An 18,154-nucleotide genomic window follows, 5' to 3' on the forward strand; every position below is an offset into this window, starting at 1 on the left:
AAAATCATACATTTTTTGCATCCTTAGTTGAATTCCTACCGTGTCATTTTTATCCGATATTGCTTGGGTGTATCCCCCGTGTATTCTTTGAACAGTTTGCAAAAGTACCCTTCATTGACGATACCTACTTCCTCGCACAATTCCAATAAAGAATAATCCCGAACGTTTAACAACTCGAGGGCGAGATGGATTTTTTTACGGTTGATGTAGCTGATCACGCCTTCGTTCATTGTTTTTTTGAATAAGCTGCTAAAATACGATGGCGCTAGATTCACTTCCTCCGCAATTGCCTCCAACGTTAAACGTTGTTTCAGGTTTGTCTCTATATAATGCATTGCACTCATAATTTCTGCACGATGTAATAGTTGGCCCGCATGCACGTATTCGAATGTGAAGTCACCAATATAGGCGAGCTGCTCCTGAAAAGCCATAAATTCCATGGGGAAGTCTGGAACTTCCGTGGCCATCTTATTCCCCGATTTAAATTTCACGGTAATGTCTCTGTACAAGTCTCTAATCATTGGCACCATGATAGACTTGTGAATTTTATGGTCGGTAACAAATTGCGACAGATCGGCAAGTGCATTGTCCAGCTCTTCCTTGGAAATCTTCCTCTTCAGGCGTATAAGAAAATCAGCAAGCTTCTGCTGAAAGTCTGCTTTTTTGTCATTATGGTATTGGAACCGATGCATCGGTGTTTTTACGACTTTCTCGGTATGATAATAGAAATCCTCACTCACATTTTTAGCTTCCGTGTACGCCTGTTTGATCGATTCCCAGCCTCGGTGTGGACTTCCAAAAGCGACAGACACCCTTTTATTCAAATATTGATGCAAATGAGAGATGATCTGCCCTCCCAAAGATAGGCAAGCATATTCCGTTTCCATATCACTGCGGTTATTTTCCCAGGATAAAAAGCCAATAAAACGATTATCCGACAGATCCGCAGCTACGCCACTGCTACCATTCATCACCGTTTCTTCGATGATATTTGTAATCGCATACTTCAAGATGTTTTGATCTGCGGCCGCGTATTCATTTCGGAAACTTTCATACGTATTCATCTCAACGATGAAGCAGCAATAGTTCGCTTGAAAGAAATGAAACTGCATGCGATTGGCAAAATCCGATGCCCGATGAGAAGGAATTTCACCTCGGATCAATTCGTTAAAAAATTGCTTGCGGACTCTGTATTTATTTTCAAGCACGGATACGTTTAATGAGTGAAACTCCGCCTCTTTTTTCTCAAACTCATTTAAAATTCCGGCTGCCTTATCCAACGCTCGATTCAAATCGGCTTCCCTCAGCGGAACCTTTACAATGTACTCCAATACGTTGGTTTGAATCGCCCGCTGAGCGTATTCGAAGGATGAATAGGCGGTCAGAAGTATGTACTGGGTATGGGGGAGCTCCGCCTTGAGCTGCTCAATCATGGAGATTCCATCCATTCGCGGCATAACGATATCGGATATGACGATGTCCGGTTTAAGTTTTATGATCTCCTCGATCCCATCCAGCCCATTATTCGCTTTGCCCACCAGAACAAAACGTCTATCCCTATGAGAGAGTTCATTAAAAAACAATTCCAAACGTTGAATGATCAGGTCTTCATCGTCAACAATGAAGCAGGTATAGTCTCTCCCCATTATGCATCTCCTTTTGGCAATTCTGCCGGGAATACAGCGCGTATACGGGTTATTTCCTTAGGTATGCTAATGATATCCAGCCCGAATTGATCTCCGTAGTGGAGTCTAATTCGCCCATGAATATTGTTCAGCCCGATTCTTTTTCTTTTTACTTCCTCTTCACTCGGTTCTGAGATTAAAATATGTTTTATTTTATCAGCTGGAATTCCCTCACCTTGATCAACAACTTCGATGATGACGATGCCGTCCTCCCTGTACGCATGAATCGTAATAGGTCCCTCAATTCCCCCACCGTTGTAACCATGGAAGATGCTATTCTCCACAAGGGGCTGCAGTAGCATTCGGAAAACCGGAAAATCCATTAACCCTGCTTCGATATCTTCAATTAAGTTGAAGTTTCGGTTATACCGAATGTTCTGGATCTCGATATAATCCGCTACATTGCGTAATTCCTGGCGTAGGGAAACCTTCTCAGAAGCATCGTCTATCCCGTACTCCAATAATGAAATAAGCGACCCGATCACCACATCTACTTTCTCTATTTGTCCGAGACGTATCACATTGCTGATCGAACCAAGTGTGTTATATAGAAAATGAGGGTTAATTTGAGACTGTAACACCTGGATTTCCAACTTCCGCTCAAGTTCATTATGAAGTTCAGCTCGGCGAATCAGTTCAACAATTTGCTGAAGCATACGATCGAATGCTCGTGAAAGATCTCCAAACTCATCGTTTCGATTAATGGTTATTGTTGTTGTGAGGATGCCTTGCTCTACCTGCTTCATTTTTGTTTTGAGCGTATAAAGTGGTTTTCTTATATATTTGGCAACCAAAAAAGAAATGAACAAACTTAAAAGAAGACCTGCAGCGAGCAGCTCGAGGTAATAGGTTTCCAATCTGGACAACGCTGCTTTTAAGCGTGATTCATCGTTGATCGAGATGATGCTCCAGTTGAATTTCTCCGTTGGTTTTTTCAAAAGGGAGACCGGAGTACCATCGTTGGTAGACAGTTGAAGGTTTGTTTCTGTTGTATCCAGAATTTCTTCCGCTGACGTCTCTCCGATCGAAAAAGAATGATCTTGAATATTCAGAGGTCCTTTATTTTCAGAAAATCCGGCAATGATCTTACCTGACGCAGTGATCAGAGCCAGATTCATTTGTTCCTGTTTATTAATCTTGAATAAGGTTTCTTCAATGGCATTTAGATCCAAATCAACCGCAATGGCCATAGGAAACGGAGCACCGTTCAGATATCGAACCATCGTAACGGTCCAGCCGGAATACTTCGATTTGTAAGGTTCACTAACAAAGGTAGTCCTTCTATTTTTGTCAGCCGCATCAAATAAAGGTGCTCTTTCAGATAAAGGTTCATCGAATATTCGAGTAGGTGTACTTCCACCCAGAATGGATAAATCGCTTTTGATCAAATAAATATTACTGACATAAATACTGTTGAGTTCATACAGCTCTCTTAATTGCTTTTTAATCACTTCGGTATTGTTAATGTTGGCTTTCACTGATGTTTCGACTGAGAAGAGAATCGTCTGGAAGGAGGAAAAATTAACGGTAAAATACTGGTCTACCTTGTCTAATATTTGATTGGTGTAAAAAATGTCATTGGTTCTTATTTCCTTTTGGACATAACGATAAGACAATTGGCTTATCAAGATGATGCAGCCTAATACAAAGGCAAATACGATAAAAAATAATTTTAAAGGCAAGCTGATTCTTCTTCGCATCGATCATCTTCCTTTTAGTTCCGTTTTAAACTAAGAATAGCATATGCTAATAAAGAGAGGGGCTACGAATAGCCACTCTCTCTTCGTTTATTTTTACTTGATAAGGCCGGCTTCTTTAAATTGCTGGATTGCTGTTTCCTTATATTTCTGCATGTCAAACTTGGTGTCCAGCGTCTGGAGGAAATTGTCCCAGTTGGAAAGAGGCTCTTTGCCCGTCATAAATTTAACCAAGCTTTCATTAATGAAACGAGTGCGGTCAGCATCCAAGGTATCGCTAGGGTCTGGGGTCAATAAATTTCCGGGCAACGTTGGCCCCACATATTGCTGATTGTCCTTGAAAGCTTCCGCTGTCTTCGGATTCTGGAAGCTGAAGTACTCCGCATCATCACCACGGCGCGGCATTCTATAATGATCGACCCATAGGTACTTCTCTTTCATTTCCTTCGATAACTCGGAGGTTTTATTTTTGATCTTGCCGTCTACAACATCCCAATGGATGCCTTTAATTCCGTATGCAAAGTTCGGATAGGCTTCTTCATCCGTAAAGAGATAATTTAACATGGACAAGATCCGAATGATTTTGTCCTCGTCCGCTTTTGCGGATATGGCCCATGAATTGCCCTGAAATGATTTTCTCTCTACAATTTGATCCCCGTAAGGACCTTTCATCGGAGGAATAACGATCCATTCGGGCACCTCTCCACTAATTTCTTTCATTTTCTGTTGATAATCCGGCTCCAGTCTACGAGCATCTCTGATCATGAAGCCAACTCTACCCTTAAACATCTTTTGGTCCAACAGATCAGGCGAATTCATCGTCACCCAGTCCGGGTCAACCACCTTGGCTGCCATCATTTTATTAATGTAAGCAAGCGCCTCTTTCATTTTGGGATCGATAAACAGAAATACCGGTTCATTATCTTTTATCTCAACGGCTGAAGGAGGATTGACACCAAACATCCACATCAAGCTATCAAAGCCGTAGGTTTGCAGATTACCTTCTTTATTCATACCGCCGATGAATCCGTACGTATCGTTTTTACCATTCCCATCCGGGTCTTTCTCTGTAAAGGCTTTCATAACTTCGAACAACTCATCAGGTGTTGTTGGTACATCCATATTCAGCTTTTTCAGCCAATCGTTGCGGATGAAGAAGCTTCGACTGATACCGTTTACATTATCATAACCTGGAACTCCAATGGTTTTCCCTTGATAGGACATTGCCTCCCATGAGTCGGTGCCAAATCGTTTCTGTAGTTCAGGGAATTGGTCCAAATACGGTGTTAAATCCGCAAGAACACCTTGGTCGTAATATTGCGCAAGATCAGCACGACTTTTCAAGAAGATCAAGTCTGGAATATCCCCGCCTGCAATGAGTGTATTCAGTTTGGTTGTTGCTTGACCAGCCTGAGGAATCATCATCTCCAAGTCGATGTTCATCTCTTCTTCCAACATTTGGCGTTGAATATCTTCATCACGTGGAGGTACCGGAGCAGCAGCATTAAAAGTGCCTTGGTTAAACATTGAGATTTTCATTTTGGTTGCAGACTGGCCTTGCGAATTACCCGAAGTTGTCGATGTAATTTCTTCATTTCCCCCACATCCTGACAATAGCGTTCCAAGTCCTAAGATTGCCGACAGAATAGCAAATGAAATTTTTTTACGCTGCATATTGACCTCTCCTTTGCTTGTATATTATCACGGTTTCCCCGTAATAAGTTAGGTTGGTACACCTTTTATCCTTTAACGGATCCCAGGAGTACACCTTTGGTAAAATGCTTTTGCAAAAATGGATAAACGATCAATATCGGGACTGTAGTTACAACTACTGTAGCCATCTGCACAGCGAACGTACTGACAGCCCCGGAATTGGCGAGCGAATCAGCGCTTTGAGTTGCAACGTTAAGCAGAATGTTGCGCAAAATCACTTGAAGTGGCATGTAGTTGGAATCATTGATATATACAATGGCATCAAAATAACTGTTCCAATGCCCGACTGCGTAAAATAAGGAAATGGTGGACAGGACGGGTAAGGACAGGGGTAAAATGATCCGCCATAACGTCTGAAGTTCACTGGCACCGTCTACCCTCGCTGATTCCTCAATTTCACCAGGTAATTGTTCAAAAAAACCTTTGATGATCACCAGATTAAATGCACTAATGAGATTTGGAATAATCAATACCCAAGGACTGTTTAACAATCCCAAAGAGCGGATTAGTAAATAAGTCGGAATTAATCCCCCACTGAACATCATGGTAAACACAATGAAGAGTAAAAATGGACTTCTTCCGGGCAAATATTTTTTGGATAACGGGTAGGCCGCGATTACCGTAAAAAACACGTTTAACGCAGTCCCTACAATCGTTCGGAACAACGTAATTTTATACGCCTGCCAGATTCCATGAGAAATGAATACTTCTTTATAGGCCAGAAAGGTAAAGGATTCTGGTATAATCACAATCCCCCTTCTTAATACTTCCGATTCAGGTGTTACGGAGACAGCAACCACATATAGAAAGGGCAGCACGCACAGTAGGGATAATATAATAAGAACTACATAAACGACGGTTTGCCAGACTTTTTCCCCGATTGTCATATGGATCATTCTAAAGACCACCTCACCAGATTTGCCCATCGAATTTTTTGGCGAGCTTGTTTGCTGCCAACACTAAAGCAAATCCGATGACAGCTTTAAACAATCCTACAGCAGTAGCCAAGCCAATCTTAAGACGCTCCAACCCTTCCCGGTATACCCATGTGTCGATAATATCGATCTTCTCCTGGTTAAAGGTGTTGGCAAACATGAATATTTGGTCAAAACCTGCATCCAGGATATGGCTTAATTTAAGAATCAGCATCAGAATAATGACTCCTCGAATACCAGGTAACGTGATATGCCAGAGCTGTCTCCATTTGGAAGCACCATCCATTCGAGCCGCTTCATATAAGCTTGGATCGATTCCTGCCAAGGCGGCAAGGTACAAAATCGCCCCCCATCCAATATCCTTCCATACTTCAGATAAGATGATTAGCATTCTGCCCCAGGCAGGTTCCGTTAGAAACGAGATGGGTTCAACACCTAAATCCTTCAAAATCATGTTAAAGAGACCATCGCCTGGGGCTAGTAATGCTACCATAATTCCATACACAATGACCCATGATAGAAAATGAGGCAAATAAGTGATCGTCTGTACGATTTTCTTAAACCATTGGCTGTAAACTTCATTGAGGAGTAAAGCAAGTACGATGGGCGCGGAGAAACCGAACAATAGCTTATACAGCGATATAACAATCGTATTTTTCATGATGTCCCAGAAATAAACGCCGTTCATAAAATCCGTAAAATTTTTGAATCCCACCCATGGGCTATCCCATAGTCCCAAAGCCAGGTTGTAGTTTTTAAAAGCAATCATAATTCCCGCCATAGGAATGTATTTGAATACCGCAAAGTAAATTAAAGCTGGTAATAAGAGAGCATACATCACTTTGTGCTTTTGTATCGTCCTTATCCATGTCTTTCGCTTTTTGGAGATGGGAATGGCGTCCGCTGCCAATTTTGCTTGCATTTCATCACCTCGTCTTTGTTTGTATTTGTATAATAGCACCCGCCTATCGGATAAATTTCTGAAATATCAAGAATTTCTTATAAGATTTTAAGGAAGTGTGCCTGGCTCGTTCCAACAGCTAATCCCGGCCAAGTGGAGGTTGAGCAGCAAGTGAGCGAATATACTATGTTCTATAACCAGAACCGATTCCAGAAAAGACTAAACGGGCGTTCCTCGGTTGAATACCGGGAAACGCCCGTAGCTTCTTAAATTCGTTGCGCCGCAGCTTGGAGCGCTTTTGTGAACTTCGATGCTTAAAGCCATTCCTTCAAGCAATTCGATTAATTATTCAGCTTTCCTGCCATTTAGCTCGGTAGCTTGGAATGTAGTCCATTTCCCATTAACATACCTCCAAATGAACAGCCCTCCTTTTATCAACCAATCACAATAGATAGCTATCCATGTTGCAAACATCCCCATATCAAATAGGTATACCAAGATATAAGCGAACATAATTCTACAGCAAAACATAGTAATCATACTCACTAGCATGGGGTATTTTGCATCTCCAGCAGCCCGAAATACCGATGGAAGTGCATTGCCGAAAGGCCAAATCAATATCATGACAATCGCATGGCTCCACACAATCTCAGTAGTCCACTGCGTTGCTTCTACTGAAAAATTATAAATGCTCAGTATACTTGGGAACAAGGCTAAACTCACCACGGAACTCACAATCTGTGCCACAAAAATGATACCAAGTATCTTTTTCGTATAGTATCTAGCCTGTGTAAAATCTCCAGCACCTACACATCTGGAAATGACTATGGACATACCTAAACCAATGGCCATTCCAGGTAAAGCTTGCAATGAAGTAATCGTACTGCCAACCGAATTTGCAGCTATAGCAGCTGTTCCAAATGTAGATACCAAACTTAGTATCAACAATCGTCCAAAATAGAATATTCCATTTTCTATTCCATAAGGTACACCAATTCGCATGATCTGTTTAATCATCATTGAATTAAACTTATGCTTTACGGTTTTATTCAGATGAAGAATTTGCTTAGGATTTGTTAGATGAATTAGAATGCATACTGCAGCACCTATCCTGGAAATTAAAGTAGGAATAGCAATCCCTGCAATCCCCATATTGAACCCATATATGAACAAGACATTGCCCGCTATATTCAGAATGTTCATAGCCAGCATAATTTTCATAGGCAATTTGGAGTTGCCCATCGTTCTGAATATGGCAGCTCCAGCGTTATAGAGAGCTAAAAAAGGAATAGAAGCTCCGATGATCAATAAATAAGTGTTGGCATAGTTATATACCTCGTCGGTGATATTGCCAAAGAGAATATCTAAAATAAAGCTTTTAAAGAGATAAATAAAAATCATAATAACAAGCCCTGCTGCTCCAGCAAACCAAACTAATTGATTCGAGGCTTCTCTGGCCTGATTTTCCTGTTTTTTTCCGAGATATTGCCCTACAATCACTGTGCCACCCATAGCTAAAGCTGCGAATAAACTTATTAACAGTAACATAATCATTTCGACTAAAGAAACTGCAGATACGGCTGACTCTCCTATAGAAGCTGCCATGATTGAATCTGACAATCCGATCAAAGATGCTAAAATTTGTTCAATAATTAACGGAATAAATATTTTCATTAAATCTTTATCCGTAAATAACAACGGGGTCGAAAATGGCATTTTCGATTTATTCATAGTTTCAACCTCATATTCTATTATTCACTACATAACTCTCAAGTCACGTTCTCCATTCATTGTAAATTCCTATCTGTATAATTACTAATACCTATGGTGTATTTTGTATCATGCCTAATATGTATCGTATAATCATCTGTGAATGATTTATCCGATGCATTATGAAAGGATGATAAGTTGTGGATATTCGGGTTTTAAAATACTTTTTAACTGTGGCTAAAGTAGGCAATATAACAAAAGCAGCAGAAATCCTTCATATTACGCAACCAACACTAAGCAGGCAGCTTATGGATCTTGAAGAAGAACTGGGTACGCGTTTGTTGATACGAGGAAAAAGACAGATTACACTAACAGATAGCGGTCTCTTGTATCAGCAACGGGTAAAAGAGATCGTTTCCCTCTTAGACAAGACAGAAAGAGATCTGGCAGAACAAAAGGATTTAATTGGTGGAGTAGTTTCTATTGGATGTGTGGAGTCCATTGTATCCAAAGCGTTGGCAGAAATTGTAGAGAAATTCTCTAACCGGCATCCTAGAGTACAATATGAACTGTATAGTGCAGATGGAGATGACATTAGAGAAAAGCTTGATCGAGGAAATATCGATATTGGCATATTATTGGAACCCATTGAAACTGCAAAATATGACTATGTTCGATTACCCTATCCGGACAAGTGGGGCATTCTGATGAGACGAGATGATCCTCTTGCTCAGAAATCAACCATTGGGATTCAAGAAATACTTTCATTACCCTTAATTCCACCCCGTCGGACAATTGTGCAGAATGAGATTGCAAGTTGGCTTGGTGTGGAGAATGATCGTCTTACTATTTTTGCTTCCCATAATTTATTGACTAATGCGATGCAGTTGGTAGAACGGAAACTGGGGTATGCCATATGTGTAAGCGGATCATATACAATCCGGGAAAGTAATAGCACATGTTTTGTTCCCTTTGAACCTGAACGAATAACAAATCATGTACTCGCTTGGAAAAAGAATAGGATATTTAGCTCAGCTACCGCTCACTTTATTCAATTTATAAAGGATATCTATGGTTCATAATAAAAGTGCGCTTTACCTTTAGTGTGGTTATTCTTCAATAAAACAAGGACACGTTATTAACGTGTCCCCAAGATAACAAAAGGTTAAATTCTCAATGAGAGATTTGTTTTTTAGGAGTATACATATAAATTCTTAATAGGATAAACGCCAGGCTCAATATCAAAAATAACAGTCCACCTACTACAATGTACCGAACCCCCATTCCTGATATAAACAACCCTCCAACAGTTGTTCCAATGGTTACGCCCAGGTTACCAGATGTTAGAAATAATCCATTCGCGAATTCAGGGGCTTCCGGAGCTGCTGACGTAATCCAATACTGACTAATATTGCTTGCGATTGCATACAGCACTCCCCATATAACAACAATAATGAACATAGGGACAGTGAATTGGCCCATAAAGAACAGGAAGATGTAGACTACTCCAAATACAAATGGATAGATCATTACGGACTTAATTGCATTTTTGGAAAGCAATCTTCCTCCTAATACGTTACCAAACAAACTGGCTGCACCAAATATAACTAACATTAGACTGAGGCCTTTCCCAGAAATATGAGTAATGGTCGCAAGATATTCGGCGAAGTAACTATACACTCCAGCCGTTGCTGCATTTACAAATATAACGGCAACAATAGATTGCCAAGTTATTGCTTTCTTCAATACACGTAGTTGAGATCCGTATGAAAGCCTTTCTCTGACAGGCATGGATGGAACAAATAGCAATACACCAATGAATGCTACTGCATTCACGATAGCAAAAAAAGTCATAGCAGCATCAATTGAAGCGATACTGGCAATAAAAGTTGTGATGGGTACACCTAGCACAATGCCAGCAGACACGCCCATAATGACTTTTGACACTGCTTTAGGAATCTCTTTCTCACTAACCGAACTAGCTGCTGCTGTCAGAGCGATCGAGATATAGACGGGATGTAAAAATGCCGGGATAACACGAGCAATTATTGCGAATGTAAAGTTTGTTGCAAATATAGAGAAAATGTTACTAATCACGAACACACCGAGTACAAGTAGCATTACCCCTCTGCGATTAAAACGCGAAAACACTAAAGGCAGAATGGGACCCGATATCGCAACTGCAAGTGCAAACAGACTTACTAGCAATCCTGCTTGAGACACGCTAACATTGAACTGTTCAGCAATTTGAGGCAATATCCCAATAACGCCCATTTCAGTATTTAAGATTCCGAAGACACCCAAAGTTAATATAAATATAAATAAATTATTTCGTTTAGACATGATTATTACCCCCACCGTTGCTCCATATTCTCTTTCTCATGCTGTACTCCGCCCAAGATGATATTCAAATGATTGAAACCAAACTCTCCTCCTTTTGGCTGTAATCATTTATAATAATTTAAATTCACATTGAGGGCTTAATACTCATTCGTGTATTATTATATATAAATAAAATGTATCAACAACCACAAAACATCAGGATTCGTGCATTAATACACAACGCGACTCAAATTGTGAATTACTTTTCAAGAAAGTTAGGTGGATGTACATGCTTAAAGTGGACAGAAGAAGTTTGAAATCTCAAGAAGCTATCAAAAAAGCAGTGATAGAACTCATGTCTGAAAAAAGTTTTGATGACATTACGATTCAGGATATTGCTGATCAAGCTAATGTTAATCGTAGAACGATCTATCTGCATTACTTGGATAAGTACGATCTACTGGATAAGCTTATTGAAGAGCATATTGAGGAATTAAAGAGATTGTGTGAATTGGAAGCTGAAACGGATACATTAGAGGGTAGTGCAACATGGTTTTTATATTTTGAACAACATTATTCATTCTTTTCAGCAATGTTAACTAGTAAAGGAGCTCCTTTTTTCCGTAGCAGGTTCCTCGATTTTGTCACAGACGATATTAAGAATGGTTGGGATATGTCCGAGGGAAAAAAACAAGGAATAGATGAAGAGCTTCTTATTCAATTTATCTCACCAGCTTATGTAGGAATTGTAGAATGGTGGTTTATTAATGACATGCCCTATTCACCTCAAGTTATGGGAAAACAAGTGGGAATGTTATTGGAAAATAACCTCTCCTAAACAAAGATGATTCATTCCCAACTATAGTCTGATTTCTTCCAACGCAAAAAAAGGCAACCGAATCATTCCTGTTCGGTTGCCTTTGATTTAGATATAAAACTTTATATACCTTTACTTCTCCGATGGGAGTGGTGTAAAGAGCAGATTGACCGGCAGGTTGCTTCCCGGCGCGGCAGAGAATAGAATGGTTACGCTCTCTCCAGTTGAACCGGTGCGGTAAAGCACGCTTTGTTCACTTGAATTGGCAACCGCAACGTTACCATCGGCAATCGATACCAACTGATTGTTCACCAGAGCTACTCCGGAGTACTTCCCTCCACGAGGGTTAAAGGAGATAAGTGTACGCGGAGCAACATTGGTCAGCGTAATTTTGTACAATACGCCGAAATTACCCGCATTGGATGCGTCTGTGTAAGCCATCGGATCTGTTCCTACCAGATTGGGATCGCTTGAATTGTCACCAAGTGGCAGACGGGCAGGTTTGATTCCCACGTGCTCATCGTACTTTATAATGCGAGTCGCATTCGGGTACGTACCCCGGTTGTGTACTCCGTCACGATCCAGCACAGGTAGCAATGACAAAGCCTCGAAAGGATCTTTATTTTCTTCCACCAGGATAACGTTATAGTCTAAGGAATAATCACTATAAGCGTCCGAATAGAGGGAGATTACTTGTCCTTCTTTCATCGGCGTTTTATTAAGTTCTGTCAAAATCAGTTTGCTTTCCCCAGGTTGAAGGTACTCTTTCTTTTGATCCGCTCCAGTCTGAATCGACTTGAACCATTTATCAATAGACAATTTCCCAGCTACGGTAGCATACGGTGTAGGTCCGGCAAAGCCCATATTCTGTTGTTCAAATACGGCTGGATTCAGATTGTTATTGGTTGCAATCACATACATTTTTACTCTTTTGCCTGTATTGTTCACGTGGTGAATCATGAAACGGGTCTGCCCCGAAGATGATTCTTTATATACAATGCCTTCCGTATTCACAGTTTCCGGACTGTTACTGCGGATCAGCAAACTTGGCTCATCCATGTACGTATAAGGCACTTTCTCCATCGTAGTCACTTCGCCGCCGTTAAAGGTGAATTTCTGTCCTACCGGCGTGAAGAGTAAATTAAAATCGGTAAATGAATATAAGGTCTCATTGGTTATGGTGATGACTTTGGAGTACGTGTTCGTAGCACCGTGATTGTCAGTTACCGTAAGAGTCACCGTTTTTGGACCCGGTTCAAAGAACGCAAGTGAATTGTTCTCCCACGCCGCTTTAACAATATTATTTTCATCATCTGTACTTTGGTCTGTGTATGTTATTTTTTCGCCCATTTTATACTCTTCTTTATCCGTGGCGAACATGGCTACAGGAGGAAGATTAGGAGCCAAAACTTCAATCGTAGTTGAATAGGGATCGCTCCATTGACCATTGGAATCCTGTACTTGATATGAAATCGTATATGTACCTGCTTGATCAAATGAATCCTGGCGACCAGTCCAGCGTTCGTCAACGATATCCATTCCATTAGGTGAACTGGAAGAAGTCACGTAGTCTACTTGATCACCCGCAAAAATTTCCTTTTGGGAAATGGTAAAGCTTGCAACAGGTTTTGTATTAAGATTCAACACAACCGTTTTAGCCGACTGATTCACTTTATAGGTGATGTTCAGAGCTTGAGTAATGGAAGTTAACGGCACCATGAATGTACTTTTTTGCTGATAAGCAGGGCCTTTCATCGTTCTGGTCTCTCCATTTACCGTATAGTCCTTGCTGTTAGTTTTGAATCGGAGTTCATCTTCACCACTAATAATGATGGTTTCCTTGGTTTTGTTATCATATTTGACGCCGTATCCCACACGGTCAACCAGCGCACGGATTGCAACATAGGATACACCGTTTTTTACAGCCATTGGCTGTCCAGCAAGATACGTTTTTCCATCCTGCTCCATTTTGTTGCTATTCATGTACAACGTCAGATTCCCACCTGCTGCTGCAGGAGACGTTCCATCAATGGATGGTTGCTCTATCTGAGCAGGCGTAGCTGGCGTTTCAACCTTCTCAGGGGTTTCCTCTTGAACTACAGGTTTTTCACCCGTTTCGTTTGTAGTCGTCTCTCCCCCATCCAATGCAGGTTTCTCGCTCTCTGTTTTAGGTGTTGCCTCAGTGCCGGTTGAGGTTTGAGTGTCCTTGGTTTCAGTGGGCGGAGTATTGATAGATTTGTTATTGCTCTCCGTCTTCACTTCACGCTCTGCAATCGGCTGCTCTTGCTGTAACACCTCAACTGATTCTACATTGGCTGTGTTTACTGACGCGGTGTCACCTTGCGGTGCTGATTGCGCACTCACAGAACCAACTGCAAATGCTTGAAAAACGGCTAAAGCGGTAAAAATGGATAATTTCTTCTTCATATTCATGTGTTGTCTTTGGCTCCTTCTACTCTCTAGTAATGTATAACCCCTCAAAAAGTCATAGTATTAGACGCTAGATTTAGGAAAAAGTTTCTAATTGAATTGTAAATTATGGATTTTTGTGCAACTATTTTTTCAATGTTTGGTTATAAGTTCTTTGAATAAGAAGCGCCTATTGCATAATAGTCTTGATTTTGCACAAGATAATCCATGTCGCATTTTATAAAGAGGTGGATCAATGACCCCAACCAATCAGGCTTTTTCTGAATTAAAAATGAATATTTCTTATGTTGAACAGTCCCTCTACTGTACTGACGATTTGAAACAACAACAGCTTCTACTTAATGGTGTACAGAGTGTGCTTCTCTATATCGATTCACTTGTAGATCAGGAGATCATTCAAACACATGTCTTAACAGCACTGAATGGCCAAGCTCATTCGGAAATCTACCCATCGTTCACGACTTTAGAAAGTCGAAAAGATACGGATCTGCAACGTGGAATAGATTCACTTATTCAAGGGAAAAGTCTTTACATAATCGATGGGTACCCGGAGTTTTACATTCTTTCTACCGAGAAAATGTATGTCCGAAGCACAACCGAACCGGAGAATGAAGGCGTTATTCGAGGGCCGCATAATGGATTCGTAGAGCAGCTTTCGGTTAATTTGAATCTGATCCGTAGACAAATTATTAGTCCATCCTTAATCGTTCGATATTTTAACGTCGGCGAGAAGACACATACCAAAATTGCAGTTGTATATCTTCAAGACTTGGCCAATCCGGAGTTAGTGAACGAAGTAAAAGAGCGAATCACGTCCATATCTTCAGATATGGTGCTCGCTCCAGGTTTTATTGAAGAGTTTATGGAGGATAACCCCTTCTCTCTGTTTCCCCAGCAGCTCAATACAGAAAGACCTGACCGGGTTATTGCCAACTTGATGGAAGGACGTGTCGCCATACTTGCCGAAGGAAGTCCTTCAGCTCTTATTGCTCCAGTTACGTTTTTTGCTTTTTATCAAAGTCCGGATGATTATCATGGTCGCTGGATTGTCAGTTCCTTTTTACGTTTAATTCGCATGATGAGTTTTGTCATTGCTTTTACATTACCTGCTGTTTATATTGCAACCATCTCTTTTCACTCCGCTATTTTACCGATCGAACTGGCACACACGATCAAGAAATCATTACAGAACATCCCCTTTCCTGCACTTGTAGAGGCAATGTTACTTGAACTGATCTTTGAAGTATTAAGAGAAGCCGGGGTCCGACTTCCCAGCCGTGTGGGCCAGACCATCGGCATCGTTGGCGGTTTGGTTATCGGAGATGCTATCGTTCGTGCGGGGCTTGTATCCTATACAATGATTATTGTGGTTTCACTAACCGCTATCTCGTCGTTTTTGGTGCCTTCGCATGAGATGAGTTCGGCAGTCCGTATTCTCCGCTTTCCAATGATGATTGGAGCGGCGCTTTTTGGATATATCGGCATCGCATTTGGTCTGGTAATTCTAACCATTCACCTCTGTAAGATGGAAAACTTCGGATCGCCTTATTTTGCTCCAGTGGCCCCTTTCCGATTAGCTGACATGAAGGATGTATGGATTCGATTTCCCATCTGGGCGCTTCGCGGGCGTCCTCATGATGCCCGCCCGCAGCGGCTGAATCAGCAGAAGTTCTCTAGGAGTTGGAAAAAACGTGAATAAGGAAACAACAATTACTCGGGGACAATTATTCTTGCTCATTTTGAAATTTGAAATTGGTGTAGATATCTTGTCCCTCCCTTACCGTATACACCTTCTCTCTAAAGGCGGTGGGTGGATCTCTGTATTCCTTGGAGGGTTCCTGATCCAACTTGTCATATTGTTGTGCTGGCTTTTGATGCGAAGATTCCCGAGTTCATCCATTTATGACATTGTAACGCTGATTACGGGGAAATGGATTGGCAAGTTGCTGATCATTGCCTACGTTGGATATTTCCTGTTAATGGGTACTTCTGTTCTGGTGAACGCCTACAGTGTGATTAACCGCTGGATGCTGCAGGATACGCCTCGGTGGGCTATATTAGCCCTCTTCTTGTTCAGCAGTATCTATTTGGTTCGGCAAAAATTACGAATCATTGCCCGAGTACTTGTACTCATCTCCTTTTTGGTCTTGCCCATGATGGTATTGATCAGTTATGGACTCAAGGAAGTTAATCTGTTATATCTTTTGCCTTTAACCGAAGCAGGATGGCCCAATATCATTAGTGGATCAACCGAAACATTAATGGCTATGTTTGGATTCGAGTTTTTTCTCGTTGTGTTTCCTATGGTTGAAGGTAGCAGCGGTGGCAAACTCAAGTCTGTTGCTTTAGCAAGTGCTGTAGTTGTGGTGTTGTATGCATTCACCGTGTTCATTTGTTCAACGGCGTTCAGCCCCCAGCAACTTGACTTAATGCCTGAACCGGTCATATATCTGCTCCGCTCTATCCCACTCGGAACAATGGATCGGGCCGATTTCCTGTTCCTCCCTATCTGGTTAATATCCATTTTTGGGGCCATATGTGGCTATTACTATACGGCATCTTATGGTATAAGTTATCTCTTCAAACAAAAACACCATAAAAAAGCCGTGCCTTATGTCGTTCTTGCTTCTTGCATAATTGCGTATCTGCCACAACAGAAGGAAAAACTTGAGTTAATTAGTACGATAGCCAACAGATCGGCATACTTTTTTCTCATGATCCTGCCTCTGCTCCTGTTGGTTCTATCTTATATAATGAAACGAAAAGAGAAGATGATATGAGTAAACGGGGGAAAATCCTCATCCTGCTGACCCTGCTCATGGTGATGACGGGATGTTGGGATCAGGATAGTTTAAAAGATGCAAGACTGGCTAATGCTTCGGCGTTTGACATCACCTCAGAGGGTGAAATTAAACAGACGCTTGAAATTGTCGATGATTCTGAGAGTCAACAAGGGAGCAGCGGTAATGAAGTCCACTCAGGCACCGGGAGATCCGTCCGTCAAAGTACAGATAGAATTCGCGCTAAAGTGACTGGTGATATCCGGTTTTTCAAATATGGGATGATCTTATACGGCAACAAACTCGCACAAAATGATATCTACCCCTACCTGGACGTCTTATATCGGGAACCCGATTACCCAACATCACATGTGAAAATTGCTATTGTGGATGGCGATGCCGGAGATCTGTTACACCAAAAAAAAGTTGGCAGCATATTGATTGGTGATTTTATTACCAAAAAAATTAAGAGTCTGGAGGAATTATGTATTTTTCCGGAAATGACGTTAGAGACCCTTCTCCCTCCCATGCTGGATCCGGGACAGGATTTTACACTGCCTTATCTATATAAGGATGGAGAGGAGATTGATGCTAGGGGAATCGCCCTGTTTCATGGGCAAAGGTTCAATGGGAGTCTTACGACCGAACAGGCTCCTCTATACATTATTATGAGTGGGAAATGGAATAAAACAGCGCGTTTTGTCAAAAAGGTCCACCCAGGGCCTTCCAACAACCCGCGGAACTATGTCACTTATGAAGCAAATATCGCACAAATTAAGCGCAAACTTGCGGTAAAGGTGGCAAGTGATAGCCAAATTGATGTGAACCTCCGTATCGAACTTCCAGTAACGATCGTTGAGTATGCAATGAATCATCTTCAGGATAAAGACACAATTGAACGTCTGAACAGCCAGTTATCCGATGACATGACTCAGGACGCAGAACAAATTATCAAGACACTTCAGCAAAGTGGTTGTGATTCCTTCGGTATTGGCAGACATTTAATTGCCCATTACCCGGACTTATGGAAAAGCCTAAACTGGAATAAAGAATATGCCCAAGTTCGTTTTCACCCGGAAGTAAAGGTTACAATAGTCGGCAGCGGCGTTCTAAATTAATAACATGCTGTCGTGCAATTGGGAAAGCTCTCTTCCATTTGGAAGA

General features: G+C 41.3%; 14 protein-coding genes. 6 read left to right on the forward strand and 8 right to left on the reverse strand.

What is annotated here, in order from left to right; translation table 11 throughout:
* Positions 1-35: 35 nt before the first annotated feature.
* The 5 genes from C170_RS25500 to C170_RS25520 form a co-directional block, all read right to left on the reverse strand.
* On the reverse strand, positions 36-1,646 hold the full coding sequence (locus tag C170_RS25500) for a response regulator (protein ID WP_036615544.1): 1,611 nt from the start codon (positions 1,644-1,646) through the stop codon (positions 36-38).
* Positions 1,646-3,385: a sensor histidine kinase gene (locus tag C170_RS25505; RefSeq protein ID WP_036615546.1), complete on the reverse strand. Its 1,740-nt coding sequence runs from the start codon at positions 3,383-3,385 to the stop codon at positions 1,646-1,648. Before C170_RS25505 ends, C170_RS25500 begins: the two co-directional genes overlap by 1 nt.
* A 93-nt stretch (positions 3,386-3,478) precedes the next feature.
* Positions 3,479-5,056, reverse strand: a complete 1,578-nt coding sequence (locus tag C170_RS25510) for an extracellular solute-binding protein (protein ID WP_036615548.1) — start codon at positions 5,054-5,056, stop codon at positions 3,479-3,481.
* A gap of 65 nt (positions 5,057-5,121) precedes the next feature.
* Positions 5,122-5,991, reverse strand: coding sequence for a carbohydrate ABC transporter permease (locus C170_RS25515; protein ID WP_036615551.1), 870 nt, complete (start codon positions 5,989-5,991; stop codon positions 5,122-5,124).
* A 13-nt stretch (positions 5,992-6,004) separates the two neighbouring features.
* On the reverse strand, positions 6,005-6,952 hold the full coding sequence (locus C170_RS25520) for an ABC transporter permease (RefSeq protein WP_036615554.1): 948 nt from the start codon (positions 6,950-6,952) through the stop codon (positions 6,005-6,007).
* Between the two features lie 132 nt (positions 6,953-7,084).
* Here C170_RS25520 and C170_RS31710 point away from each other — a divergent pair, with 132 nt between their 5' ends.
* Complete coding sequence (locus tag C170_RS31710) at positions 7,085-7,201, forward strand: IS3 family transposase (RefSeq protein ID WP_370511442.1); 117 nt, start codon at positions 7,085-7,087, stop codon at positions 7,199-7,201.
* Between the two features lie 75 nt (positions 7,202-7,276).
* On the opposite strand, the gene C170_RS25525 is transcribed toward C170_RS31710, so the two are convergent.
* Entirely contained in the window at positions 7,277-8,662 is a 1,386-nt protein-coding gene (locus tag C170_RS25525; protein ID WP_235200833.1) for an MATE family efflux transporter, read from the reverse strand.
* 179 nt (positions 8,663-8,841) lie between these two features.
* On the opposite strand from C170_RS25525, the gene C170_RS25530 reads away from it, so the two are divergent.
* Positions 8,842-9,723 carry a LysR family transcriptional regulator gene (locus tag C170_RS25530; protein ID WP_036615557.1) on the forward strand — a complete coding sequence of 294 codons (882 nt, stop codon included), beginning with the start codon at positions 8,842-8,844 and terminating at the stop codon, positions 9,721-9,723.
* Between the two features lie 91 nt (positions 9,724-9,814).
* On the opposite strand, the gene C170_RS25535 is transcribed toward C170_RS25530, so the two are convergent.
* Positions 9,815-10,984, reverse strand: coding sequence for an MFS transporter (locus C170_RS25535; protein WP_036615559.1), 1,170 nt, complete (start codon positions 10,982-10,984; stop codon positions 9,815-9,817).
* Between the two features lie 268 nt (positions 10,985-11,252).
* Between C170_RS25535 and C170_RS25540 the strand changes: the two genes are divergently transcribed.
* On the forward strand, positions 11,253-11,801 hold the full coding sequence (locus C170_RS25540) for a TetR/AcrR family transcriptional regulator (protein ID WP_036615561.1): 549 nt from the start codon (positions 11,253-11,255) through the stop codon (positions 11,799-11,801).
* A 111-nt stretch (positions 11,802-11,912) separates the two neighbouring features.
* Here the strand turns inward: C170_RS25540 and C170_RS25545 are convergent, their stop codons facing one another.
* Positions 11,913-14,213 (reverse strand): copper amine oxidase N-terminal domain-containing protein, encoded by a 2,301-nt coding sequence (locus tag C170_RS25545; RefSeq protein WP_036615564.1) that lies wholly within the window; start codon positions 14,211-14,213, stop codon positions 11,913-11,915.
* A gap of 232 nt (positions 14,214-14,445) precedes the next feature.
* Here C170_RS25545 and C170_RS25550 point away from each other — a divergent pair, with 232 nt between their 5' ends.
* Genes C170_RS25550 through C170_RS25560 form a run of 3 tightly spaced genes read left to right on the forward strand, consistent with a single transcriptional unit; the run spans position 14,446 to position 18,108 of the window.
* On the forward strand, positions 14,446-15,909 hold the full coding sequence (locus C170_RS25550; protein ID WP_036615566.1) for a spore germination protein: 1,464 nt from the start codon (positions 14,446-14,448) through the stop codon (positions 15,907-15,909).
* Positions 15,902-16,990 carry a GerAB/ArcD/ProY family transporter gene (locus C170_RS25555; RefSeq protein WP_036615569.1) on the forward strand — a complete coding sequence of 363 codons (1,089 nt, stop codon included), beginning with the start codon at positions 15,902-15,904 and terminating at the stop codon, positions 16,988-16,990. Before C170_RS25550 ends, C170_RS25555 begins: the two co-directional genes overlap by 8 nt.
* Complete coding sequence (locus tag C170_RS25560) at positions 16,987-18,108, forward strand: Ger(x)C family spore germination protein (RefSeq protein WP_036615573.1); 1,122 nt, start codon at positions 16,987-16,989, stop codon at positions 18,106-18,108. Before C170_RS25555 ends, C170_RS25560 begins: the two co-directional genes overlap by 4 nt.
* The last annotated feature ends 46 nt before the right edge of the window (positions 18,109-18,154 follow it).

This window comes from Paenibacillus sp. FSL H7-689 (assembly GCF_000517905.1).
GTDB classification, from domain to species: domain Bacteria; phylum Bacillota; class Bacilli; order Paenibacillales; family Paenibacillaceae; genus Paenibacillus; species Paenibacillus amylolyticus.